This window comes from Methylomonas rapida (genome assembly GCF_024360925.2).
Classification (GTDB): Bacteria; Pseudomonadota; Gammaproteobacteria; order Methylococcales; family Methylomonadaceae; genus Methylomonas; species Methylomonas rapida.
The window spans coordinates 503,398-525,309 of the sequence record NZ_CP113517.1; the positions used below are offsets into that span (position 1 = coordinate 503,398).

Sequence of the window (21,912 nt, forward strand, 5' to 3'; positions counted from 1 at the left end):
GCCGAAGGACTGGCGGGATGACTGATAGATCTCCCGCCTGCGCCGTCTGATGCTTTCGTCCTTGAACCGGAGGTTCAAGTGGAAACCAAATCCAGCCAATCAGGCTTCCTGTCTAAACAGGCATGCACACCATGACGGGCAAAAAGTTTCCGGGGTAAAAACAGGTTCAGGAAACACCCAGCACTGCTCGAACGCTGCAGGAGATAGGACGCATATTCTAACCGGATTTAAGGATTTTCTAAAACGTTTTCTATTTTTTGCCGCAAATCGCTCAAGCGTTTGCATAGTTCGGCATTATCATCACCGCTGTTTTTATTGGTGTTGGCATCATGCGCCAGGTTCAAGGCCGCCAGCACCGCGATGCGGTCCGCGCCGGCGACTTTGCCTGTATCGCGGATCTTGCGCATTTGTTTGTCCAGCGCTTGTGCCGAGCGAATCAGGCCTTCCTGTTCGCCTTCGGCGCAGGCGATTTTGTATTCCTTGCCCAGAATATTCAACGAAACGGGGTGGATGGGTTTGCTCATGAGTCGTGTTCCATGGCTTTCAGGCGGGCGATCATGGCTTCGACGCGCGCCTTGGCCTGAGTGGTTTTTTCCAGTAGTTTGGCTTTTTCTTTGACCAGCGCGTCTTGTTTCACTTTTAGCGATTTGTTTTCGCTTTTGATCAGATTGAACTGCGCAATCAGCGTATCCAATTTCGCTTCCAGCGCCGCCAATTCGGTTGATGGGTCTTTTTCAGATTGAGACATAGCAGAGTGTTGGCCGATACGACATAAAAATCATCGAAAATGGCGAACAATGTTAGCATAAGCGCCGGTTTTAAACAGCTCAAACACAGTGAAATAGTTAGGAAGGTCATGTATCAGGCAGTCAATGCAATTCTGGAGAAACACGATGCCGATGTCGGCGCGGCCGAGGCCCATGGTGTCGCGGTAGGCATGTTATGTGTCGAGGTAAAGGCTGATGCCGCCAACTGGCTGCATCAGTTGTTTGCCGACGAACATGCGTTACCCGATGATGACAAATCCTTGTTGCTGAATTTGTTTGAGCGCACGCGGGATTTGCTGGAGCCTGAAACCGAAGAATTTGCCTTCGATTTATTCCTGCCGGACGATGACGAGCCGTTGAATGAACAAGTGGAGGCACTGAGGAGTTGGTGCGAGGGCTTTTTGTTCGGCGTCGGATATGCGCAATCGAATGCCGATTGGCCGGGCGACAGCGCGGAAGTCATGCGCGACATCGTCGAGCTGACCAAGATCGATAGCGATGTCGAAGGCGAGGAAGACGAGGCGGCTTTGCTGGAGATTCACGAATATCTGCGTGCCGCGGTGCTGACGGTTCGGGATTTATTCAGCGAAGACAAAAACGCGCAATTGCACTAAGGAGGGTCGATGAAACAAGCCGAATTCAAGAAACGCCGCGCCGCGCTGATGAAGCAAATCGGCAAGGGCAATATCGCCATCATTGCCAGCGCTTCGGAGCGCACCCGCAACCGCGACGTGCATTATCCCTTTCGCCAGGACAGCGATTTTTTCTATCTGACGGGATTCAACGAGCCTGAAGCCTTGGCGGTGTTCATCCCCGGCCGCGAACAGGGTGAATATGTGCTGTTTTGCCGCGAGTTTGACGAGAAAAAAGCCTTGTGGGAAGGCGCCCATGCCGGTCTGGAGGGGGCGACCAAATATTACGAGGCCGACGATTCTTTTCCGATAGCCGATCTCGATGACATCTTGCCGGGCATGCTGGAAAACAAGGGAAAGGTGTTTTACCCGATGGGCAAGGATAGCGAGCTGGATCACAAGTTGCTCGAATGGATCAATCATATCCGCAAGCAATCGCGTACCGGTATTTCCGCGCCCGGCGAACTGGTGTCCCTCGAGCATGTGGTTCATGAGATGCGCTTGTTCAAAAGTCCCGAAGAACTCAAATTGATGCGCCATGCGGCGGAAGTTTCCGCGCGCGCGCATGTCAGGGCGATGAAAGCCTGTAAGCCCGGCCTTTACGAATATCAAATCGAGGCCGAGCTGGTGCATGAATTCATCCAGGAAGGCTTGAGGTCCGTGGCCTATCCGTCCATCGTCGCCGGCGGCAAGAATGCTTGCGTGCTACATTACACCGAAAACAAGGACAAACTGCACAAAGGCGATTTGCTGCTGATCGATGCCGGCGTCGAATGCGATCATTACGCCTCGGACATTACCCGCACGTTTCCGGTTTCCGGCAAATTCAGCGAGCCGCAACGACTTTTGTATCAGCTGGTGCTGGATGCTCAGGCTGCCGCGCTGGAGCAAATCAAACCCGGCGTGCCCTGGAACAAGGCCCATGACGCGTCAGTGGAAACCTTGACCAAGGGTTTGCTCGAATTGGGGCTGTTGAAGGGGCGGGTCAAAAAGTTGATCAAGGACGAAAAATACAAACAGTTTTACATGCATCGCATCGGCCATTGGCTGGGCATGGATGTGCACGACGTCGGCGATTACAAGATCAAGGACGAATGGCGCTTGCTGGAGCCGGGCATGGTATTGACCGTCGAACCGGGTTTGTATGTGCCGGTCGATTGCGAAAGCGTCGACAAGCAATGGCGAGGCATAGGCATCCGTATCGAGGACGATGTGTTGGTCACGAAGGACGGTCACGAGATTTTGACCGGCGGCGTGCCGAAAAGCATAGCAGACATCGAAGCGCTGATGCAGGGCGGTTAAATGCAACACCATTATGATTTGATCATCGTTGGCGCCGGTTTGGCCGGTAACTGCCTGGCGCTGGCGCTGAAAGACAGTGGTCTGAACATCGTCGTGGTCGAGGCGGCAAGCCACCGGCAGCTCCACGAGTCGCCGGCCGGTGACCGAGCGCTGGCGCTGGCCGCAGGCACCGTGCAAGTGTTGCAAATGTTGGGCGTGTGGGACGGTGTGGCCGATAAGTCCACCGCGATCAAAAACATACACATTTCCGACCGTGGTCATTTCGGTAAAACCCGATTGTCGGCGACCGAACAGGGGGTGGAGGCGCTGGGCTATGTGATTGCCGCCCGCGACCTCGAGGATCATCTGGCGGATTTGGTTGAACAGGCCGGGATAAGCCGATTTTATGAAACTCGGGTCGTGGGCCTGATGTCCGGCAACGATGCGGTCAATGTGAGTTTGAAACAGCAACAACAGTCACTGAACTTGACGGCGCAGTTGTTGGTGGGCGCGGATGGTGGACAATCGACGGTACGCAAGCTGCTCGACATTCCGCAAGAGGTGATCGAATACGGACAGACGGCGTTGGTGACTACGGTGGAGTCGATGTTGCCGCATCAAAATACCGCCTACGAGCGTTTTACCGAACAAGGTCCGTTGGCTTTGTTGCCGATGGCGGGAAAACGGGCCGCGGTGGTGTGGACGCGCGAGCACGAACAGGCGGAAGCCCTGATGGCGAGTGGCGAGGCCGAATTGTTAGCAGAATTGCAGGCCTGTTTCGGCTATCGACTCGGCGCGCTGAAACTGGTGGCGCCACGGCGCGCGTTTCCGCTCAACTTGATTCGGGCGGAACGGATGATTTCCGGGCGCGCCGTGATCATAGGCAATGCCGCGCATCAATTGCATCCGGTGGCGGGGCAGGGGTTTAATCTGGGTATACGCGATGTGGCGCAGTTGGCAGATATGTTGATCAAGCAGCGACAGCTGCATAGCGATCCCGGAGCCGAAGAATTGTTAAGCGACTATGCCAGGCAGCGGCGTCAGGATCATGACAAAATCATCGGCTTTACCAACCATGTGGTGCGGATATTTTCCAACGATTGGCTGCCGGTTGCCGCGTTGCGTAACACCGGCTTGACGCTGTTGGATCACTTGCCTTTTGCGAAAACGCTTTTGACTCGGCATGCGATGGGACTGGCCAAGCCTCTGCCCAAGCTGGATAAGCAGTAAATGCGTCAATTGCGCCGATACGCCTTTTTCTTTGCTTAATTTATCGTGTAAGGAGGTCTTCATGCTGATTACTTGTTTGCGACATGCGACCGCGGAGCCGCATACAGTAGTGGATGCCGACCGGGCGCTGGTCAAGAAAGGCAAAAATCAAGTCAAGCGTGTGGCCGACTTCTGCCGGAAGAACGCCTTGCTGCCTGGAGCGTTATTCTCCAGCCCGTTACGACGCGCGGAACAAACCGCAACCACGCTGAAAAATCAATTACCGGATTGCCCGCCCGTGTGCCTCGTCGATTGGCTGGGGCCGGCCGCGACCGTTTCCGGCATCGCCGCTGAACTGCAAAAACTGGCCCAGGCAGGCGTGAACGATGTCTGGCTGGTGGGGCATGAACCCGATTTCTCGGAATTGATCGGTCATTTGCTCGATGTGCCGGCGGCGCGTTTCCTGATCAAAAAAGCGTCGCTGACACGGATAGCGGTGGATTTTTCTGGCAACCAGGCGGGACAACTGCTCTGGACCATACCTTGTGGCTTGATGGATTAAGGCGAGAGCGCTCGTTCTCGGATTGGAAGCGATTACGCGGCTAGATGGTTTTTCGCCGGCGACTAGGCGTTCACGACCAGAAAAACATTGTTGCTAACGACCCAGCAATAAAAGGTCACGGCGCCCGTCAGCGTCGCGGTGCTCAAGCGGCTTTTTATTTTGCGCCTGCCGAAAAACAGGTAGGCGATCACGGCAATGCACATCAGTTTCATCGCCGTGATGGAATATCCCAGCCCGAATTGGTCGGCAAAGAAAACCAAAACCGGATTGGCTTCGTCGACGCTGCTGAACTTCAGGCCCAGATAGGTGATGATGCCGTCGGCCATGTGCAACAGGCCAAACAAAACCAGCAACAAGGCGTTGGCACAATCCCTGGAGGTCGTTTGCCGAGTGGTACTGGTTAGGGTTGCAAGGCCATTGTTACCAATTTTTGCCGGCATGAGTTTGAGCTGCCGATTTTGCGCCAGGGGTTGTCGGTAGTTTCGTTTGAGCTGGGTGTGAAAACTTCGAATCATGCTCATGCACTCCCGGTTTGCCTTGATGATACTGCGCTGGATTTGCTGATTGGTAGTATGCATGAGCAGTCTCCTGGAGTGCTTTGAATATTAGCTTATACTAAATGTCCCTTTGTGGCTAACAATACTTCTGTGATGAGGGTCTCATCCTCCAGAATCCGTTAAGCATTCCCGAATTGCGGCTGGAGTGAAAAGGCTTTAGCTTTTTCCAAAGGGGCAAGTTATTTGTAACGGGGTATTAAGCGTCGCACAAGTCCTTTGACTTAGGTTATTTTCGCGAAAGGAGGTGATGAAAATATAACTGGTGCGAGGGTCTTCGGCCAATTCCGCAAGGCTGAACCGGCGTCTGGGCTGTTGCGTAAAGTTTATTTTATCGAGGTGATTGTCGAGTTCCTTGAATCCCATGCTCCATTCCGGAAACATGCGGTGATATTCGTTGCCTTGGACAATGATGTCGATGCCGTGGTGTCGGGGGTCGGTTTTGATGATGTCCAACAGGTTTTGCACGGCTTCTCGTTCGCCTTCCAGGTATTGCATGAAAAAACCATCCTGATGCAACAAGCAGCCGGTTATGCCGTGACGGCTGTTGGAGGCGCGAGTTTGCTCCAGCAGACTGTTGATTTGGAGCTGATCGAGTGGCGCCGAGGCTTGGCTGGTATATAGCAGGAAAAAAATAGGCGGTTCCGCGTCCGTGGGCGTGAGGGATGATTCACGCTCGACAACCTCGATGAACTGATCTTCCAGTAGTGGACGATAAAACAGATAGCCCTGAATGTAATCGCAACCGAAATTGCGTAGTTCCAATAACTGAGCCTGGTTTTCCACGCCCTCCGCGACCATCTTTAGACCAAGCGCCCGGCCGAGACCGATAACGGCTCTGACCACGGCGCGACTCTCGGTTTGATTTTCTATGCCATCGACGAACGCCCTGTCGATTTTCAGTACATTCACTGGCAGGCGTGTCAATTGCGCGAGCGATGAATAACCCGTGCCGAAATCATCGACGGCTACCCGGAATCCCAGGTTGGCCAAGCCGCGTAACATGCGCAGATTGGTTTCGATATCCGCCATCAGCGAGGTTTCGGTGATTTCTAGCAAAATCCGCTTCGGATCGGCATTATAGCGGGTCACCAGTTTCTCGATGTCGGCCAGCAGATTTTTGTCGTTCAGTTGCCGCGCCGATACATTGACGGAAATATAGGCTGGGGCATTCTCGCCCCAGCGTTGGCGCCATTCCGCTTCCGCGCGACAGGCTTGGGCAAAAACCCAGGCTCCGATCGGTACGATCATGCCCGTCATTTCCGCAATCGGAATGAAAACGGCCGGAGAAATTTCACCCTCGTCCGGATGCCAGCGCAACAGGAGCTCGGCGGCCACGATACGGTTACTGTTGGCGTCCACTATGGGCTGAAAACGGATCGATAATTCTTCCCGTTCGATCGCCATTCGCAAACCCTGCGTAATCGACAGTTTTTTTCTGACCTTTTCTTCCAGGCTGCTGCTGAAAAAATGCCAACCATCCCGGCCTTGCTGTTTGACTTCGTACATCGCGGTGTCCGCCGAACGTAGCAAGTCGTCTGGCGAATGGGTGGAGCCGTGGCCCACGGCAATGCCGATACTGGCGCTGATATACAGAGAATGGCCGTCGCATTCGACTGGCTGCCGCAGGGTGTGGTTGATACGTTCGGCTAATGAGGAAATCGTGGCCGGTTGCTCCAGCTGTTCGCAGAGAATCGCAAATTCATCGCCCGACAATCGGGCTACCGTGTCGCCGGGACGAACGACGTCAATCAGACGGTTGGCGAGAATCTTCAATAAATTGTCGCCTGCCTGATGGCCATAGGTGTCGTTGATCAGCTTGAATCCGTCCAGATCGACGAACAACAAAGCCAGACTCAAACCCTGGCGCCGGCTGCGCTGTAGGGCATGATCCAGGCGCTCCCGAATCAGGTTTCGATTCGGCAGGCCGGTCAGATTGTCGTGAGTGGCCTGCCACAGTAAATCGGACTGGATGCGTTTTTGCTCGCTGATGTCGCGCATCGTGGCGACCAGCATCCATTGGCTGCCGTTACGAAATTTGCCTATCGATGCTTGCAGCGGAAAAAACGAACCGTCCTTGCGGTAGCCCGTCACCTCCCCGCGTCGACTCATCGGGCGTTCGGTTTCTTGGCCTAGCACGAAGCCCCGCACCATTTCGACATGCCGTTGCCTTTGGTGCGGCGGTACCAGTAAATGCACCGACAGGCCCGCCATTTCCTCGCTGCTATAAAGGAACATTTCACAGGCTTGCGGGTTGGCGTGCTGGATGATGCCGTTTTCGTCGGTGGCCAGAATTGCCATGTCGGCTATGGATAAAATCTGATGTGCCGTGTTCAGCTTGCGCAGGCTCGCCTCGGCTTCGGCCTTGACTTGATCCAGCAGCGTTGATGACGTTGCTATCTCCTGAGGTTCGATCCGTTCATTGTTGTAACGCTCGGGGATGATGGGCGGATTGTTGCCGAAGCGTTCGATAATGCTAAAGCTGCCGTCACGGTTGCTGCGGGCCAAATAGGTGTTCACGCAGGCATGATGGGTTTTTGCATCCATTTGCACCCAGCCCTGCGGGCCGAGCACGGTCGTGCGCTCGAGGGCGTCGACCAAGGCTTCGGCGTCGGCACTGCCGGCGCGAGTCGCGGCTTCGGCAAAAGCATGCACGCATAGATAAGTGGCTTCGCCAAAATTGGTCACCACACCATTGCCGTTCGGCCAGATGCCGTTCACGCCTGGCATGGCCGCGAGTTTTTGCAGATAGCTGTGGTTCTGCGGAGTGTCCAGCGTCATGAAGTAGGTGTTGCTGGAAAAAAAGCCCTCGCGTACATCGGGCAGCAATTGTTGCGCCAGTGCTTCGTCGTAATGCCCCATGACCACGGCCATGCGTTGTTTTAACCCGAGCTCGCTGAAGCGGTTCAATAAGGCAATTTGATCGCCGCCGGCAAAATAGGGCACGAATACATCGGCGCCGGAGCGCGCGACTTTTTGCAGCAGTTGTTCGATCTCCCGCGGTTCCGCGTTGATCGGCAAGTAATCTTCGCCCACCACGTCGCCGTCCAGGCGGCTGAGGGCCTGTTTGGCCGCGGCTATCGAGCCGCGGGGCCACTCGTAATTACTGCCGGCAAAATACATTTTCAAGCCAAAGCGTTGCGCCATGGCAGGAATCATTTTTTCGATTTGCTGGTTGGGCAGCGCGGCAAAGTGAAAGAAATAACGATTGGAAATGCTGCCTTCGTAAAAAGAAAAGTTCAAATAAGGCACTTGCAGCGGTTCCGCTACCTGATGGGCAACGGCAATGCGCGAGTTCGACAATAAATTGCCTATCAGCGCGACGCAGTGATGATTATTGACCAGGTTCAATGCCGCCGGCACGGCGGTACCCGGCAGACTGCCGTCGTCCTCGATGCACAATTCCAGTGGTCGGCCCAGCACGCCGCCGTGCTGGCAGGGCAATCGCGCTTTGTAGCACTTGCACGGGCAAGGGGTTTAGTATAGCGATTTTGCCTAATATCCCAGATGCTCCCAGATCCAACCCCCTATTTTGCTGACCTCACAGACCCGCGGCGAGAGGGCAAAAACAAACTCCACAAACTCACGGATATCGTGATGATCGTCTTATGCGCAGTATTGAGCGGCATCGAGGATTGGGTCGGCATGGAAGAGTTTGCCGAAGAAAAAGAAGATTGGCTGCGGACCTTTTTGGAATTACCGAATGGAATTCCCTCGCACGATACCCTGAGTAATGTCTTGGGCCGCCTGAATCCCCAAGCGTTTGCCGAGACCTTTCAACGTTGGGTGCAGGCGGCATTGCCAAGCCTTTCAGGACAGCAAGTCTGTTTGGACGGCAAGACCTTGCGCGGCAGCCGCGAAGGGGATAAGGCCGTGCATTTGATGAGCGCCTTTGCGGCTGAAGCGCGTTGGGTGTTGGCGCAACAGGCGGTGGATGAGAAGACTAACGAAATCAAGGCGATCCCCGATTTATTGTCGATGTTGGACATCAAAGGAGCTCTGATCTCGATCGATGCCATGGGTTGTCAAAAAGCCATTGCGAAAACCATCGTTACGGCGCAAGCGGATTACGTGTTGGCACTGAAGGATAATCATCCGAACCTTTGCGAGGATGTCAGGTTGTGGCTGGATACTGAAAATGCCAACGACCGCTTACCGGTCTACGAAACCATCGACAAAGATCACGGTCGCCTGGAAATACGCCGTTACAGCTTGAGTAGCGAGATTGCTTGGTTGACGCAAAAACCTGACTGGGCCGGGCTACAAGCCATTGGTCGGGTTGAATCGATTCGCACCCTCGGTGACAAGACCTCGGTTGAGTGTCGCTACTATTTGTGTTCGTTTACGGATTTGCAGCGCTTTGCCGAAGGGGTACGGCAGCATTGGGCGATAGAAAATTCCCAGCACTGGGTGCTGGATGTGCAGTTTGGCGAAGATGCGAATCGCGCCAGAACAGATCATTCCGCCGAAAACTTGGCGTTGATGCGACGGATGGCACTCAATTTACTACGAAATAACGGACCTACTAAAGACAGCTTGAAGCGCCGCAAGTTGCGAGCATGTTTGAACGATAACTATCGCTTTAAATTACTCTTCGGAACATCTGCAACATAGCGCGATTGCCCTGGCCGTGCTGGTTGATTTCGTTACAGGCTATTTGGGCGGCCCTGACGATCTCAAGTCCATACATGCTCACCAGTCCAGTCAGGGGAGGCATGAGGCCTAGGCGTAGAGTGCTGGTGGAATTTGGGTCGGACACGATCTTATGATGGATAGGTTTTTGACGAGAACGTGTGTTTGCTGAATAGCCACGTTTTTGTGGGGTTTAATACACCCATTCCAAGGTTAAAGCAAGCTTGCGAGCCACAATCTGATGCGCAAGCCCCATTCGCTGGTGTAGCCCATGCTGGTGAAAACAATGTCGCCTTGGGGATTGATGAAGAACAGCGCCGGTACGGCGCGGACACCGTAACGCTGGCCTATGGCGCCGTCGTGGTCGTTGACCACTGACCATTGCAACTGATTTTTGCGTAGATAGGTCGCAATCTGCTCGCGGTTGCCGGAACGCACGGCGACGGTGGCGCTGGGATAATCGCGCGCGACAGCGCTGATGTTGTCCTGCATGGCTCGGCAGACGCCGCACCATTCCGCCCAGAAATACAACAAGGCCGGGCCTTGCGCGAAAAGCGCCATGACTGAGCGGTCGTCCAGCGTGTTTTGTTCGATCGGCGGTGGCTTTCCTGTCACCAGATTCCGGTTCATCAGAAATTGGCCGGCAAAAATGAACAAGAGCGCGAATAGATAGAACGCCGATTTTTTCAGCATCATAGTCCTTGCATCAGGCTGGCGCCGTTTTGTTTCAACCAGTGTCTGTGCTCAAGGTAATCGGGCATATGCTCGCCGACCAACTGCCAGAATGCCTTGGAGTGATTCTTGTGCTTGATGTGGCAAAGCTCGTGCACGACGACATATTCCAGAATAACCGGCGGTGCCAGCATCAGCAGCCAATTCAGGTTGATGTCGTTTTGCGGGCCGCAACTGCCCCAGCGGCTCTTCAGGGTTTTGATGCGCAGGTTGCGTGGCACGAGATTGTGCTGTTGTCCATGTTTTGCGATCAATTGCATTGCATGGTGCCGCGTTTGTTGCTTCATCCAGTTTTCCAAAGACCGTTTGATCAGTTCGGAGCCGTTATCGCGATGCATGGAGGGTAAATACGCCAGAAATTGTGGCTCGGCTAACAGCTGTAGGCGTACGGTTTTGGCCGAAGTCGGCTTGATCGTCAACGGGATTTGCCGGCCTTGATAAGGTACGGTCACGCCGTCCGTGTATTGCGCGGGTGCCAGGCTGTTGACCTGGCCGGCGCGTTGATGGATGCGTTTCAGGGCTGCTCTTATCCAGTCTTGCTGGGCATCGACGAAGGCTTTGATGCGACACTCCGAAACTTGCAATGGAGCGACGACTTCGACTTCATTGGCTCTGACGACGATGCGGGTTTTCTTCGCGCGTTCACTGCGGCGCAATCGATAAGGCAGCGGGGCGCTATCGCCGGTTGGCAGATTGTTTTGCATATTCAACTTCGATCGTCTGCGGTACTCGGCGATTCGGTTTCTTGGTTGATCATGTGCGTGGCCAGTTGTTGCAGCGCGTTTGTGATGTTGGTGTGCAAGCGCGGGTCCATCGGAACTTCGGCCAGGGCTTTGTTCATGCACAGCATCCATTGGTCGCGTTCGGCTTCGCCGATTTTGAACGGGAAGTGGCGCATTCTCAGCATCGGGTGGCCGAATTCCTGGATGTAGAGGTTAGGTCCGCCCAGCCAACCGGACAAGAATTTGAAAAGTTTGTCCTTGGCCGAGTTCAGATTGGGTTGATGCATGGCGCGAATGCCTTGTGCTTCCGGCAAAATGTCCATGTAAAAATAAAATCTGTCGACCAGGCTGCGAATGGCCTGTTCTCCGCCTATAAAATCATAGGGCGTTTGTGCTGACATCGGTATTTACGCTCTCTTGGCTGTTTGTTGTTTATACTAGGGTTATGGACTGCAATTTTTGGAAACTCTGACGCCATTGCAAGGTCCTAACGTTTACTTATCCATCACTAGGAGGACATTACCATGCGTTTAAACACCATCGCTCGCTCGGAAGCGGGCATTCTGGAGACCAATAAGGTTCTCAGAAATACCTATTTATTGCTGTCGATGACGCTGTTGTTCAGTGCCGCGATGGCGGCTGTGGCCATGACCTTGAATCTGCCGCATCCGGGGTTGATTATTACATTGGTCGGTTATTTTGGCCTGCTGTTTTTAACCAGCAAGTTTAGTAATAGTGCCTTGGGCATTTTGTTCGTGTTCGCGCTGACCGGTTTTATGGGCATGACTCTGGGCCCCATTCTGAACATGTACGTTCATGCGTTCAGCAATGGCCATCAGTTGATTCTGACTGCATTGGGCGGTACCGGCGTGATATTTTTGGGCTTGTCCGCTTACGCATTGACGACTCGCAAAGACTTCAGCTTCATGGCGGGTTTTTTGATGGTCGGTGTATTGGTGGCGTTTTTTGCTGGTTTGGCCGCCGTCTTGTTTTCCGTGCCGGCTTTGAGTCTGGCGGTTTCGGCGATGTTCGTCTTGCTGATGTCCGGCATGATTTTATTCCAAACCAGTGAGATCATCCACGGCGGAGAAACCAATTACATCATGGCGACTGTGTCATTGTATGTATCGCTCTATAATCTGTTCACCAGCCTGTTGCAGTTATTGGGTATCTTTGGCGGCGATGAATGAGCCATAAATCGGCCTAAATGAAAAGCCCGGCTAGGCCGGGCTTTTTTGTGTGAGGTAAAAAGTCAAATTTTAAGCCATGCCTAAAATTTCAATTTTTACTTTAGTGAGTCCGGCGGAAACAAAGCCGAGCTCTTTGGCTGCTTTTTTTGAAACATCAATTAAACGTCTGCTTGGATGATGCAGTCGGTCATTGACTTTGACAATCACGCTGCGATTGTTTTTCAGGTTGGTAACGCGTAACCGGGTGCCTATGGGCAGCGAATTGTGCGCCGCGGTCATGCCGTTTTTATCATAAGCTTCTCCACTGGTTGTGGCATGGCCATGATATTTGTCGTTGTAGAATGAAGCGGTCCCTTCTTTTCGGACCTGGGTTAGTTCTTGCTTTTCAACTTTGGCAAGACTGATTGAATTAAAGGATATTAACGAAACTGAAAGCATGGCTTTGACCATCCATCGGTTTTTCTTTCGCATCCTCTACCTCCTTACGTATAGTAAATGATAAAAGAGGGTTCAGGTTAACCCGCTAGACGGCATTTGGCAACCCTCTGTCTGTCTCTAATGCGCATCAAATGTTGCCTTTAAGCAACAGCGGTTGCCGAAAACCCCCGTGTGAGCGGGTATTGGCAGTAGTGGTTTGAAGATGAATTTTTTATTAAAACCCGAAAAAATTTTTGCTGATGGCGATTTTTGCGATGTAAAGCAAGCAGATTACCGCGCCCGTTGCCGCGAGCCAGCGTTTTGGGCCTCGATGACGCATTGCTGCCATGCCCAAGCCGATATAAATGATCAATAACATGAGCTTGCCGACTATCCATCCGTAATCGGCTGTCAGCCAGTTGCCTTGGAATACGAGCGCAATACCCGTCATCAGCAGCAAGGTATCGATGACATGTGGTGCGATTTTCAGCCATTTTTGCTGAAAAATCGCTGGCTTGAATTCGGCGAGCAGAACGCGGCCGACGAAACTGATGAAAACCAGCGTAACCAGCAGCAGGTGCAGATTTTTGAGCATGGTGTCGATGAGTTTCTGTTACCTGGCAAGAAACCAGGTGCTCAGCCAGGGTACGTAGGTGATGATAAATACCGCCAGCAACAGCGTCAGCATGAAGGGTAGGGTCGCTTGATAGAGCTCGGTGATGGATTTATTGAAGCGATAGCTGGCAATGAACAAATTCATGCCTACGGGCGGTGTCAGATAACCTATCTGCATGTTGGCGAGAAAAATGATGCCCAAGTGAATCGGGTGGATGCCATAGCCTACCGCCATCGGCACGATCAGCGGCACGACGATTACTAGGGCTGAAAAAATATCCAGAATGGCCCCAAGTATCAGCAAGAACAGATTCAACAGCAGCAAGAAGCTGATGTGACTGTCGACATGGCCTTTGACCCACTCGAACAGGCGCATCGGTACTTCGGCGTCGATCAAGAAGTTGGTGAATGCCATGGACACGCCTAGAATCAACAGAATGCCGCCCAGCATTTGCATGGCTTCGCTGATGATGCGGGTTAGGCTGTTGAAGCGGATTTCCTTGTAAATGAAGACTTCCACGATCAACACATACAATGCCGTCGCGGCCGCGACTTCGGATATCGCCAGGTAGCCGCCGAATATGCCGGCAATGATGAAAAAGGGTAACGGTAATTCCCAGCCAATGGCCTTGATGGCGGCGAAGGCTTCGGGCCAATTGAACGCAGTTTTGTCGAGCTTGGCCGTGCGATTTGCCCAGAGCGCCCAGAATGTCAATAACACTATCATCAACAAACTGGGCAGCAAACCGGCCATGAAGAGCTCCGGCAACGTGAATCTTTCGCCGATGTTGATTTGCTGAACGATCACGCCGTACAAAATCAGCGGTACCGATGGCGGCAATAACAAGCCCAGGCTGCCGGATGTGGTGACGAGTCCCAGACTGAATCGGGCCTCGTAACCCTCTTTGATCAATACGGGCAACAATAAAGCGCCCAAAGCGATGATCGTAACGCCGGATGCGCCAGTAAATGCGGTAAATGCCGCGCATGTCATCAGCGAAATGACCGCCAGACCGTACGGCATCCAGCCGAACAAGGCGCGTGTCAGCCGCAACAGACGTTCGGAGGTGTTGCTTTCCGAGAGTACATACCCCGACAAAGTAAACAGCGGCAGTGCGACCAATAAGGGGGTGTTGGCGATACGGTACAGCTCCGCGCTGATGACGGTGAGATCGATGTCGGTGCTGTAAAAACCCAGCATGGTCGCTGCCAGGATCACCGCAAACAGCGGCATGCCTAGCAGCAACATCAACACCAGGAGTGCGGCAAGGAAAATTGTCATGGTTTAGGGGGAGGGTTGGTCGGGCAGCAGCGCGGCGATGACATAGCGCACGGCGATGATCGCGAAGGCGAATGGGATGATCGCTTCGCAGAGCCAGGTGGGGATGGCGGCAAAGGCCTTGTCGCCGTATGCCTGTTCCTGAATCACGAAGTCCAGACTAAACCAGGTCGCGGCAAGGCAGATCAGCCCGGTCAGGCCGTCGGTGATGCGTTGCAGTGGCTGTTTCCATGACGCCGGCAGGCGGTTGGCCAAGGCATCGATTGCAATGTGGTTACGCCGGCGGGCGGCTATCATTGCGCCTATCAGCGCGATCCAGAGCACGCTGATGCGGGTGTAGGCCTCCGCCCATAGCAGGCCGCCGCCGAAAAAGTTGCGCAGCAGGACTTGGGCCACGGCTATCACGATCAGCGACAGCAGCAGCGCTCCCAGCAGCAGCGTTTCCGTTTTGAGCAGCAGTCGATGCAATTTGCTTAGCATGCTCATGGCGCTCAGGGGGTTGCCTGCGCCCTGATTTCTTGCAAGTAGGCATGTAACTTGGCGGTTTTTTCCGGACTCAGATTCGCGCTTTTTTCAAAGGCGTCGTTGGTGGCCGCAATGGTCTGTTTCAGTTCGGCGACGGATTCTGGCGATGGTTTGACGAACTCTATGCCTTGGTTTTTCAGCGCCTCGATGGCTTGCTGGTTGTCCTGGCGGCTGCGCTGGTCGATTTCCTTGATGACGCTCGCCATGACTTCGCGGACGATTTTTTGATCCTCGGCGGCGATTTCGTCAAATGCGGACTTGTCGATCGCCAGTACGCCAAACAAGTACAGCATGGGCAAATCGGTGACATAACGAATCTTGCTATGCCATTGCAAGGCTAGCGCGCCTACCGGTGAACCGGAAACCACGTTGAACATGCCGGTTTGCAAGCCCATCAGCACATCGCGCAAGGGCAGCGGAATAGGGGAGATGCCGAAGGCCTGCAAGGCGTTGACGGCGATTTTGTTGTCATCCGGAGCCCAGGCCTTTTGGCTGCGCATGTCGGCCAGGGTGCGGATGGGGACGGTCGACATCATGTAGGCAAAACCGACATCGGCAAAACCCAAGGCCACTAATCCGTGCTGCTCGATGCCTTGCATCAATTCGCTATCCATTCTTTGTCTGACATAGTCCACTTCCTGTTCGTTGCGGAACAACAGAATCTGATTGTAGAGCTGAATGTCTGGATATACGCCGTTCAGGGCACCGCTGGTGACCGCGGCACCCTGCAGTTGATGCAGGCGCATCTTGCGTAATACGGTGGCATCGTCGCCCATCACGCCGCCGGGATAAAATTTCAGGCTGACGCGCCCGGCGGTTTGTTTTTCGATTTCATCGCCGCCGGCGCGCATCTTTTGCATCCAGTAAGAGCCATCGGGCGATAGTGTCGCAATTTTTAACGTAACCGCGCTTACGCTTTGCGCGCCCAACAACAGGGCAAGGGCCAAAGATTTTAGTAATATCTGTTTCATTAGATGTCGCTGCAGTTAGAAATAATCGTCGGCGCTATCCAGCAATTGCTGTGCTTGCTGTTGCGCCAGGGTGTTTATCAAGGTCAAGCCGGGAGCGGTTGGCTTTGCATTTAGGGTACTTTTTAACAGAGTGTCGTGCAAATCCCGGTCAAACACCATGCGGGCGTAATGTTTCGCGTAGAGCACGCGTGTCATCAGATTGTCGGGCGCCAGCGCCGAGGCGCGTTGAAAATGCCGTTGCGCCAGTTCCGGTTTTCCGCCCAGGTTTTCGGGAACCAAACTCTCCAGGACGCCCATATAAACATGGGCGTTGCCTTGTTTATAGGTATCATCCAGTTCCAGTACGCGTTGCATGAGCAGTTTGACTTGCGCCAGTTGGGCAATGGCATTCCAATTGTCTTTATTCGCTTGTATCCAGGCCGCCCAAGCCGTGGCAATGCCATAGAGTCTGTCGGTATCGTCCGCGTCGGTCTGTTCGATCAGGGGGCGTAAATCATCGAACGATTTTTGTTGCAAGCTGCACCATTTGTCGTCATGAACACAGGCCGCGCGTAATGCGAAGTCCAGGCTTTTCTGACTCAGGCGCCGTTTGCGTACCGGGTCGTCGGGCAACAAGCCGAGATAGGCGCCGTACAAATTGGCCGTGGAGAACAACAGACTTTCGTTATCGGCATCGCCCAGGATTTGAGCTTCTTGCAACAATAGATAGGCCGGCAAGGCGCCGGTCACCGTTTCGGGGTCGTCATGTTCCATGACGGCTTGTTTTAGCCGGGTGGAAAAGTCTTCGGTTGCCGAGCTGATCAGATAGCCGCAGCCATTGAGTCCAAGCAGTAAAGGAATTATGGCTAGGGTTCTGCAGGCATGGCGGGACGGCAAGCATGGCGGGCTAATGGATTTCATCGAGCATTTTCTCCAGACGTTCGCAATAGGCTTTAATGATTTTGATGCGAGCATAGTTCTTATCGTTGGCTTCCACCAGTAGCCAGGGCGATTTGCAGGTGCTGGTACGGGCGATCATTTCGTTGACCGCCTTTTGATAATTGTCCCATTTTTCGCGATTTCGATAATCCTCTTCGGTAATTTTGAACTGCTTGTAAGCGATTTGTTCGCGGCTTTTGAAGCGGCGCATTTGTTCGTCGCGGTCGATATGCAGCCAAAATTTCAGGATGACGATACCATGGTTCAGCATGGCTTCCTCGAAATTGACGATTTCGGAATAAGCGCGTTGCCATTCGCCGGCTTTGGCAAAGCCTTCCACCCGCTCGACCAGTACCCGGCCATACCAACTTCTGTCATAGATCGTGATTTGGCCCGCGCGCGGAATATGGCGCCAAAAGCGCCATAGATAATGGTGCGCGCGTTCTTCATCGGTGGGCGCCGCGCTGGGGATGACTTGGTAATGGCGGGCATCCATCGCTTCGGTCAATCGTCTGATGGCGCCGCCTTTGCCGGCGGCGTCCCATCCCTCGAACACTAAAATACTGGAGCGCTTGGCGGCCAGCGCATGCCGGGTTAGCTCGTTGAGTTTGCCTTGGTATTTTTCCAGCTCTTTTTTATAGCTGGATTTGTCTAGGTTTAATGACAAATCCAGCGCATCCAGTAGATTGTATTGTTCGATCTGGCTTTCCAGCGGACTGTCGTTGCCGTTGTGGGCGGCATGCGCGGCGTCGTATTGTTGCATGTGTTGCTGAAGACGTTCCAATACATGCTGACCGACCGTCAGGCTGCTGTAGCGAATATCGGAACCTTCGACGATCAGCCAGGGAGCATAAGCCTTGCTGGTTTCGGTCAGGATCTGTTCCGCCACATTGATAAATGCGTCGTACATTCCCAAATGCTGCCTATCCTTATCGGTGACGCGCCATTTGGAGGCGGGATTCTTGGCAAGTTCTTTCAAGCGTTTGAGTTGAGCCTCTTTTTTTAAATGCAGCCAGCACTTGATGATCAATGCGCCATCATCGGTAAGCAGTTGCTCGAGCTGATTGATTTGGATGAGTTCGGTCTGTAAGGCATGGGCGTCAATTTTTTGCTGGACCCGCTGCGCGATCGGGTCGCTATACCAGGAGCCGACATAGATGCCTATCGTGCCTTTGCTGGGCAGTGTGCGCCAGAAACGCCAGAATTTAGGGCGTTCGCGTTCCTCGTCGGTCGGTTCGCCCAAGGCGATGGTGCGCATGTAATGCACATCCAGCCAGGCATTCAAGCGATTGATCACCTCGCCCTTGCCGCCGCCGTCCACGCCGGAAATGATGATGATGACAGGGAACGGGTATTTTTTCAGCTGAGCTTGGATGGTCAGCAATGCCGCGCGCAACTGGGCGGATTTTTCCTTGTAAACGGATTTCTCTATGGTGTGGCCTAATTCAGCGACTTCAAACACGGCATAAGCTCCTTTTTTTGAGCATCACTTTAGCGAACATTCGGCTTTAAGGCACGATTTGAAATTATGTTTTGACACAAAACAAAATTAAGTGTAAAAAATGTCCCGTCGACCAAAAATAATATTAACTTCGACATGCAACTCGAGTTGCCCCTGTTTAAGGGCATAATTATTACAACAATCAAATGAGGATTTAAAAATGGCTGAACAAGAAAAAGATAACACAATGACCGTTGTCATCGCAGTTACCTTAATTGCTATCATTGGTGTATTCCTGCTGAAAAGCCGTGAAACCGAGCATTTGAAAGGTTCAGGCGAAACTAGCGCTGCCGCTGAAGCTCAAGTTCTGAAGCAACACAAAGATTTCAATAACGACGTCACCAAACAACTGAAATAAAGCAGTTAAAGTTATAAAAACAATAAATTTTTAGTCGATTCAGCCATCTCCCGCCGCAAGGCGTGAGATGGCTTTTTTATTTCTGGGGTGGACATTTCGGTCATCGCCCCCGCAAACGGCCATGGCCGATTCATTTGTCCGTTTCTGCTGTTAGAATGTTCCTCCTGTTCAAACTACCCAGAATTGTCAGATATGGACGTTATCCAGCGTATTGCCGAAGAACTATCCGTTAAATCCCAACAAGTGGCCGCCGCCGTGGCCTTGCTAGACGAAGGCGCTACCGTGCCGTTTATCGCCCGCTACCGTAAGGAAGCGACGGGCGGCCTTGATGATACCCAGTTACGCATGCTAGAAGAGCGCTTGATTTATCTGCGGGAACTGAACGACAGGCGCAAAACCATTCTGGATAGCATACGCGGGCAAGGCAAACTGACTCCGGAGCTGGAACAAGCCATTCTGGACGCCGACACCAAAACCTTGTTGGAAGACTTGTACCTGCCATACAAACCCAAACGCCGGACCAAGGCGCAAATCGCGCGCGAAGCCGGCCTGGAACCCTTGGCCGATGCCCTATTGGAAAACCGCGATCTGATTCCGGAGCAAGCGGCCATTGCTTATATCGATATCGACAAAGGCGTGGCCGATGTGGCGGCGGCGTTGGACGGCGCCCGTCAGATCATCATGGAGCGCATCTCGGAGGATGCTGAATTATTGGCTGAACTGCGCGAACGCATCTGGCGCAAAGGCATCTTACAATCGACTGTCGTTGCCGGCAAGGAAACCGAAGCCGCCAAGTTCAAGGATTATTTCGACTACAGCGAAGCCATCCATAAAATTCCGTCGCATCGGGCACTGGCGCTGTTTCGCGGTCGCAACGAGGATATGTTGACGCTGACGTTGAAACCCGCCGAACAGGATCAGGACGAACACCAATTATGCGCGCAATTCGTCTGTCAGCGCCTGCAGGTGAACGATCCTGCCAAGCCCGCCGACGCCTGGCTTGCGGAAACCGCGCGTTTTGCCTGGAAGGTCAAGCTGTTTACCCGCATCGACATGGATCTGAAATTGCGCCTGCGCGAAGCGGCCGAACAGGAAGCCATTCGGGTATTTGCCAGTAATTTGCGGGATTTGTTGTTGGCCGCGCCGGCAGGACACAAGGCAACCATGGGTCTCGATCCGGGCATTCGCACCGGCGTCAAGGTTGCCGTGGTCGATGCGACCGGCAAATTGCTGGCAACCGAAACGATTTATCCGCATCCGCCGAAAAATCAATGGGATCAGTCCATCGCCACGCTGGCTCGGATGATCGCCCAGTATGGCGTGCAGTTGGTCAGTATTGGTAACGGCACCGCGTCGCGCGAAACCGACCAATTGGTGGCCGATCTGATGAAGCGGCATAAAGAATTGCCAGTCCAGAAAATCATGGTGTCCGAAGCCGGGGCCTCGGTCTATTCGGCCTCCGAACTGGCGGCGAAGGAGTTTCCCGAATTGGACGTATCGCTGCGCGGCGCCGTCTCGATCGCCCGCCGTCTGCAAGACCCGCTGGCGGAGTTGGTCAAGATCGAACCCAAATCCATTGGCGTTGGCCAGTACCAGCATGATGTCAATCAGGTGCAGCTGGCGCGGATGCTGGATACGGTCGTAGAAGACTGCGTGAATGCGGTCGGCGTCGACGTCAATACCGCGTCGGCCGCGCTGTTGAAACAGGTTTCCGGCCTGAGCGCCAGCATCAGCGAAAACATCGTCGCTTTCCGTAATCAAAACGGCCCATTCGCCAATCGGCATCAATTGAAAAAGGTGCCGCGTTTAGGTGACAAGGCCTTCGAACAGGCAGCTGGCTTTTTGCGCATCATGAATGGCGACAATCCACTGGATGCCTCGGCCGTGCATCCCGAAGCCTATCCCGTGGTCAATGCGATCCTGGACGATACCGGCAAATCCATTCGAGACTTGATCGGGCAAAGCCAGTTTTTACGCGGCCTGAATCCGGCCAATTACACCAGCGAGGAGTTCGGTTTGCCGACGGTGACCGATATTCTGCAAGAGCTGGAAAAGCCGGGCCGCGATCCTCGGCCAGAATTCAAAAGTGTGCAGTTCAAGGAAGGCGTGGAAAAAATCACCGATCTCGAACCGGGCATGAGCCTGGAAGGCGTGGTGACCAATGTCGCCAATTTCGGCGCGTTCGTCGATATAGGCGTGCATCAGGATGGCTTGGTGCATATTTCGCATCTGGCTGACGATTTCGTCAAGGACCCGCGCGATGTAGTCAAGGCCGGCGATATGGTCAAGGTCAAAGTGTTGGAGGTTGATGTGGCGCGTCAGCGTATTTCGTTGAGCATGAAGAAAAATATCGACAGTAGCGACATCGTGCGCAGCGAAAAATCGCAAAAAACCGGTACGCATAAGCCCAAACCGCAACCCGTTTTGCAAAATACGATGAGCAACGCTTTTGCCAAAGCGCTGAAAAAATAAAATAACAAGGCTCTGCTATACTTTGGCCCCGAATAGAAAAGGCTTGAAATCATGGGAATTGCAGGGAATAACGCGGCAATGATCTCAGGCCAGATTCCATTGACTCAAGGTTGGCTTTTCATCCGGGCCTGGTTTCGAACCGACTACGGCCCGTTACAGCCATCAATTCACAGGAAAAGATATGAAACACAATCGTACCCTCGCATGTTTATTGCTGGTTGGCTGTTTGACCGCTGCAAATCCGTTGCAAGCCGAACCGACCGAAAGTTACGGTGAAATCGTTGGGCGCAAGCTGGCGAGCGGATTAGGCAATATCACGACCGCGGTAGGCGAGATTCCCAAAAACATCATCATCGTCAATAACGAAAGCAATTTCGTTTATGCATTTACCGGCGGCATGATCAAAGGTTTGCTGAATATGACAGGCCGTATTGGGGTGGGGTTCCTGGATTTGATTTCGGCGCCGATTCCAACCTATCCGGTTATCGATCCCTTGTTCATCTGGGATGATTTTTATGCCGATACGACTTATGGCCCGATATTGGTTTACGAAGAAAGCCGCTGAATGTCAGAGG

General features: G+C 53.3%; 23 protein-coding genes and 1 other RNA gene. 9 read left to right on the forward strand and 15 right to left on the reverse strand.

Translation table 11 applies throughout. The features are described 5' to 3' along the window. Nucleotides 1–26: 26 nt before the first annotated feature. From ssrS to NM686_RS02330, 3 genes are all read right to left on the reverse strand, one after another. Nucleotides 27–206: non-coding RNA, 6S RNA (ssrS, locus tag NM686_RS02320), on the reverse strand. Nucleotides 207–227: 21 nt separating this feature from the next. Further along, nucleotides 228–524 carry a cell division protein ZapA gene (locus tag NM686_RS02325; RefSeq protein ID WP_255190337.1) on the reverse strand — a complete coding sequence of 99 codons (297 nt, stop codon included), beginning with the start codon at nucleotides 522–524 and terminating at the stop codon, nucleotides 228–230. Continuing rightward, on the reverse strand, nucleotides 521–748 hold the full coding sequence (locus NM686_RS02330) for a TIGR02449 family protein (RefSeq protein ID WP_255190338.1): 228 nt from the start codon (nucleotides 746–748) through the stop codon (nucleotides 521–523). The genes NM686_RS02325 and NM686_RS02330 overlap by 4 nt, the downstream gene beginning before the upstream one ends. Nucleotides 749–856: 108 nt before the next feature. On the opposite strand from NM686_RS02330, the gene NM686_RS02335 reads away from it, so the two are divergent. The 4 genes from NM686_RS02335 to sixA all read left to right on the forward strand — a co-directional run bounded on the left by NM686_RS02335 (nucleotide 857) and on the right by sixA (nucleotide 4,451). Next, entirely contained in the window at nucleotides 857–1,381 is a 525-nt protein-coding gene (locus NM686_RS02335; protein ID WP_255190339.1) for a UPF0149 family protein, read from the forward strand. Between the two features lie 9 nt (nucleotides 1,382–1,390). Then, nucleotides 1,391–2,701, forward strand: a complete 1,311-nt coding sequence (gene pepP / locus NM686_RS02340) for a Xaa-Pro aminopeptidase (protein WP_255190340.1) — start codon at nucleotides 1,391–1,393, stop codon at nucleotides 2,699–2,701. Beyond that, entirely contained in the window at nucleotides 2,702–3,910 is a 1,209-nt protein-coding gene (gene ubiH, locus NM686_RS02345; protein ID WP_255190341.1) for a 2-octaprenyl-6-methoxyphenyl hydroxylase, read from the forward strand. A 61-nt stretch (nucleotides 3,911–3,971) separates the two neighbouring features. Continuing rightward, nucleotides 3,972–4,451, forward strand: a complete 480-nt coding sequence (sixA, locus tag NM686_RS02350; protein WP_255190342.1) for a phosphohistidine phosphatase SixA — start codon at nucleotides 3,972–3,974, stop codon at nucleotides 4,449–4,451. A gap of 62 nt (nucleotides 4,452–4,513) precedes the next feature. Here sixA and NM686_RS02355 read toward each other — a convergent pair whose 3' ends face one another. Together NM686_RS02355 and NM686_RS02360 are read right to left on the reverse strand one after the other, a co-directional pair. Continuing rightward, complete coding sequence (locus NM686_RS02355) at nucleotides 4,514–5,029, reverse strand: DUF5658 family protein (protein ID WP_255190343.1); 516 nt, start codon at nucleotides 5,027–5,029, stop codon at nucleotides 4,514–4,516. Between the two features lie 135 nt (nucleotides 5,030–5,164). After that, nucleotides 5,165–8,428, reverse strand: a complete 3,264-nt coding sequence (locus tag NM686_RS02360) for an EAL domain-containing protein (protein WP_255190344.1) — start codon at nucleotides 8,426–8,428, stop codon at nucleotides 5,165–5,167. An 84-nt stretch (nucleotides 8,429–8,512) separates the two neighbouring features. On the opposite strand from NM686_RS02360, the gene NM686_RS02365 reads away from it, so the two are divergent. Next, the gene (locus NM686_RS02365) at nucleotides 8,513–9,619 is read left to right on the forward strand and encodes an ISAs1 family transposase (RefSeq protein ID WP_255187025.1); all 1,107 of its coding nucleotides are present in this window, start codon (nucleotides 8,513–8,515) and stop codon (nucleotides 9,617–9,619) included. A gap of 231 nt (nucleotides 9,620–9,850) precedes the next feature. On the opposite strand, the gene NM686_RS02370 is transcribed toward NM686_RS02365, so the two are convergent. From NM686_RS02370 to NM686_RS02380, 3 genes are read right to left on the reverse strand one after another with little or no spacing between them, the layout of a single operon-like run. Then, a complete protein-coding gene (locus NM686_RS02370) occupies nucleotides 9,851–10,333 on the reverse strand; it encodes a protein disulfide oxidoreductase (protein WP_255190345.1) in 483 nt (160 codons plus the stop codon). Continuing rightward, nucleotides 10,330–11,073 (reverse strand): M48 family metallopeptidase, encoded by a 744-nt coding sequence (locus NM686_RS02375; RefSeq protein WP_255190346.1) that lies wholly within the window; start codon nucleotides 11,071–11,073, stop codon nucleotides 10,330–10,332. The genes NM686_RS02370 and NM686_RS02375 overlap by 4 nt, the downstream gene beginning before the upstream one ends. A 2-nt stretch (nucleotides 11,074–11,075) precedes the next feature. Further along, the gene (locus tag NM686_RS02380; protein WP_255190347.1) at nucleotides 11,076–11,492 is read right to left on the reverse strand and encodes a group II truncated hemoglobin; all 417 of its coding nucleotides are present in this window, start codon (nucleotides 11,490–11,492) and stop codon (nucleotides 11,076–11,078) included. Nucleotides 11,493–11,615: 123 nt separating this feature from the next. On the opposite strand from NM686_RS02380, the gene NM686_RS02385 reads away from it, so the two are divergent. After that, nucleotides 11,616–12,281 carry a Bax inhibitor-1/YccA family protein gene (locus tag NM686_RS02385; RefSeq protein WP_255190348.1) on the forward strand — a complete coding sequence of 222 codons (666 nt, stop codon included), beginning with the start codon at nucleotides 11,616–11,618 and terminating at the stop codon, nucleotides 12,279–12,281. 69 nt (nucleotides 12,282–12,350) lie between these two features. Here the strand turns inward: NM686_RS02385 and NM686_RS02390 are convergent, their stop codons facing one another. The 7 genes from NM686_RS02390 to pap all read right to left on the reverse strand — a co-directional run bounded on the left by NM686_RS02390 (nucleotide 12,351) and on the right by pap (nucleotide 18,468). Then, nucleotides 12,351–12,752: a septal ring lytic transglycosylase RlpA family protein gene (locus NM686_RS02390; protein ID WP_255190349.1), complete on the reverse strand. Its 402-nt coding sequence runs from the start codon at nucleotides 12,750–12,752 to the stop codon at nucleotides 12,351–12,353. A gap of 181 nt (nucleotides 12,753–12,933) precedes the next feature. Beyond that, complete coding sequence (locus NM686_RS02395; protein ID WP_255190350.1) at nucleotides 12,934–13,293, reverse strand: SirB2 family protein; 360 nt, start codon at nucleotides 13,291–13,293, stop codon at nucleotides 12,934–12,936. A gap of 18 nt (nucleotides 13,294–13,311) precedes the next feature. Further along, the gene (locus NM686_RS02400; protein ID WP_255190351.1) at nucleotides 13,312–14,595 is read right to left on the reverse strand and encodes a TRAP transporter large permease; all 1,284 of its coding nucleotides are present in this window, start codon (nucleotides 14,593–14,595) and stop codon (nucleotides 13,312–13,314) included. Nucleotides 14,596–14,598: 3 nt separating this feature from the next. Then, entirely contained in the window at nucleotides 14,599–15,072 is a 474-nt protein-coding gene (locus NM686_RS02405) for a TRAP transporter small permease (RefSeq protein WP_269022286.1), read from the reverse strand. 11 nt (nucleotides 15,073–15,083) lie between these two features. Then, a complete protein-coding gene (locus NM686_RS02410; RefSeq protein WP_255190353.1) occupies nucleotides 15,084–16,088 on the reverse strand; it encodes a TRAP transporter substrate-binding protein in 1,005 nt (334 codons plus the stop codon). Nucleotides 16,089–16,103: 15 nt separating this feature from the next. Next, complete coding sequence (locus NM686_RS02415; RefSeq protein WP_255190354.1) at nucleotides 16,104–16,988, reverse strand: TRAP transporter TatT component family protein; 885 nt, start codon at nucleotides 16,986–16,988, stop codon at nucleotides 16,104–16,106. Then, nucleotides 16,975–18,468: a polyphosphate:AMP phosphotransferase gene (gene pap / locus NM686_RS02420; protein WP_255190355.1), complete on the reverse strand. Its 1,494-nt coding sequence runs from the start codon at nucleotides 18,466–18,468 to the stop codon at nucleotides 16,975–16,977. Before pap ends, NM686_RS02415 begins: the two co-directional genes overlap by 14 nt. Nucleotides 18,469–18,667: 199 nt before the next feature. Here pap and NM686_RS02425 point away from each other — a divergent pair, with 199 nt between their 5' ends. From NM686_RS02425 to NM686_RS02435, 3 genes are all read left to right on the forward strand, one after another. Further along, complete coding sequence (locus tag NM686_RS02425; protein ID WP_255190356.1) at nucleotides 18,668–18,865, forward strand: hypothetical protein; 198 nt, start codon at nucleotides 18,668–18,670, stop codon at nucleotides 18,863–18,865. A 192-nt stretch (nucleotides 18,866–19,057) separates the two neighbouring features. Further along, nucleotides 19,058–21,337, forward strand: coding sequence for a Tex family protein (locus NM686_RS02430; protein ID WP_255190357.1), 2,280 nt, complete (start codon nucleotides 19,058–19,060; stop codon nucleotides 21,335–21,337). Nucleotides 21,338–21,518: 181 nt separating this feature from the next. After that, a complete protein-coding gene (locus NM686_RS02435) occupies nucleotides 21,519–21,902 on the forward strand; it encodes an exosortase system-associated protein, TIGR04073 family (protein ID WP_255190358.1) in 384 nt (127 codons plus the stop codon). Nucleotides 21,903–21,912 lie beyond the last annotated feature (10 nt).

Coding starts and splice junctions, on each gene's coding strand:
- NM686_RS02325 (WP_255190337.1), bottom strand. CDS start 524: ATGAGCAAACCCATCCACCCCGTTTCGTTGAATATTCTGGGCAAGGAA.
- NM686_RS02330 (WP_255190338.1), bottom strand. CDS start 748: ATGTCTCAATCTGAAAAAGACCCATCAACCGAATTGGCGGCGCTGGAA.
- NM686_RS02335 (WP_255190339.1), top strand. CDS start 857: ATGTATCAGGCAGTCAATGCAATTCTGGAGAAACACGATGCCGATGTC.
- pepP (WP_255190340.1), top strand. CDS start 1,391: ATGAAACAAGCCGAATTCAAGAAACGCCGCGCCGCGCTGATGAAGCAA.
- ubiH (WP_255190341.1), top strand. CDS start 2,702: ATGCAACACCATTATGATTTGATCATCGTTGGCGCCGGTTTGGCCGGT.
- sixA (WP_255190342.1), top strand. CDS start 3,972: ATGCTGATTACTTGTTTGCGACATGCGACCGCGGAGCCGCATACAGTA.
- NM686_RS02355 (WP_255190343.1), bottom strand. CDS start 5,029: ATGCATACTACCAATCAGCAAATCCAGCGCAGTATCATCAAGGCAAAC.
- NM686_RS02365 (WP_255187025.1), top strand. CDS start 8,513: ATGCTCCCAGATCCAACCCCCTATTTTGCTGACCTCACAGACCCGCGG.
- NM686_RS02370 (WP_255190345.1), bottom strand. CDS start 10,333: ATGATGCTGAAAAAATCGGCGTTCTATCTATTCGCGCTCTTGTTCATT.
- NM686_RS02375 (WP_255190346.1), bottom strand. CDS start 11,073: ATGCAAAACAATCTGCCAACCGGCGATAGCGCCCCGCTGCCTTATCGA.
- NM686_RS02380 (WP_255190347.1), bottom strand. CDS start 11,492: ATGTCAGCACAAACGCCCTATGATTTTATAGGCGGAGAACAGGCCATT.
- NM686_RS02385 (WP_255190348.1), top strand. CDS start 11,616: ATGCGTTTAAACACCATCGCTCGCTCGGAAGCGGGCATTCTGGAGACC.
- NM686_RS02390 (WP_255190349.1), bottom strand. CDS start 12,752: ATGCGAAAGAAAAACCGATGGATGGTCAAAGCCATGCTTTCAGTTTCG.
- NM686_RS02395 (WP_255190350.1), bottom strand. CDS start 13,293: ATGCTCAAAAATCTGCACCTGCTGCTGGTTACGCTGGTTTTCATCAGT.
- NM686_RS02400 (WP_255190351.1), bottom strand. CDS start 14,595: ATGACAATTTTCCTTGCCGCACTCCTGGTGTTGATGTTGCTGCTAGGC.
- NM686_RS02405 (WP_269022286.1), bottom strand. CDS start 15,072: ATGCTAAGCAAATTGCATCGACTGCTGCTCAAAACGGAAACGCTGCTG.
- NM686_RS02410 (WP_255190353.1), bottom strand. CDS start 16,088: ATGAAACAGATATTACTAAAATCTTTGGCCCTTGCCCTGTTGTTGGGC.
- NM686_RS02415 (WP_255190354.1), bottom strand. CDS start 16,988: ATGAAATCCATTAGCCCGCCATGCTTGCCGTCCCGCCATGCCTGCAGA.
- NM686_RS02425 (WP_255190356.1), top strand. CDS start 18,668: ATGGCTGAACAAGAAAAAGATAACACAATGACCGTTGTCATCGCAGTT.
- NM686_RS02430 (WP_255190357.1), top strand. CDS start 19,058: ATGGACGTTATCCAGCGTATTGCCGAAGAACTATCCGTTAAATCCCAA.
- NM686_RS02435 (WP_255190358.1), top strand. CDS start 21,519: ATGAAACACAATCGTACCCTCGCATGTTTATTGCTGGTTGGCTGTTTG.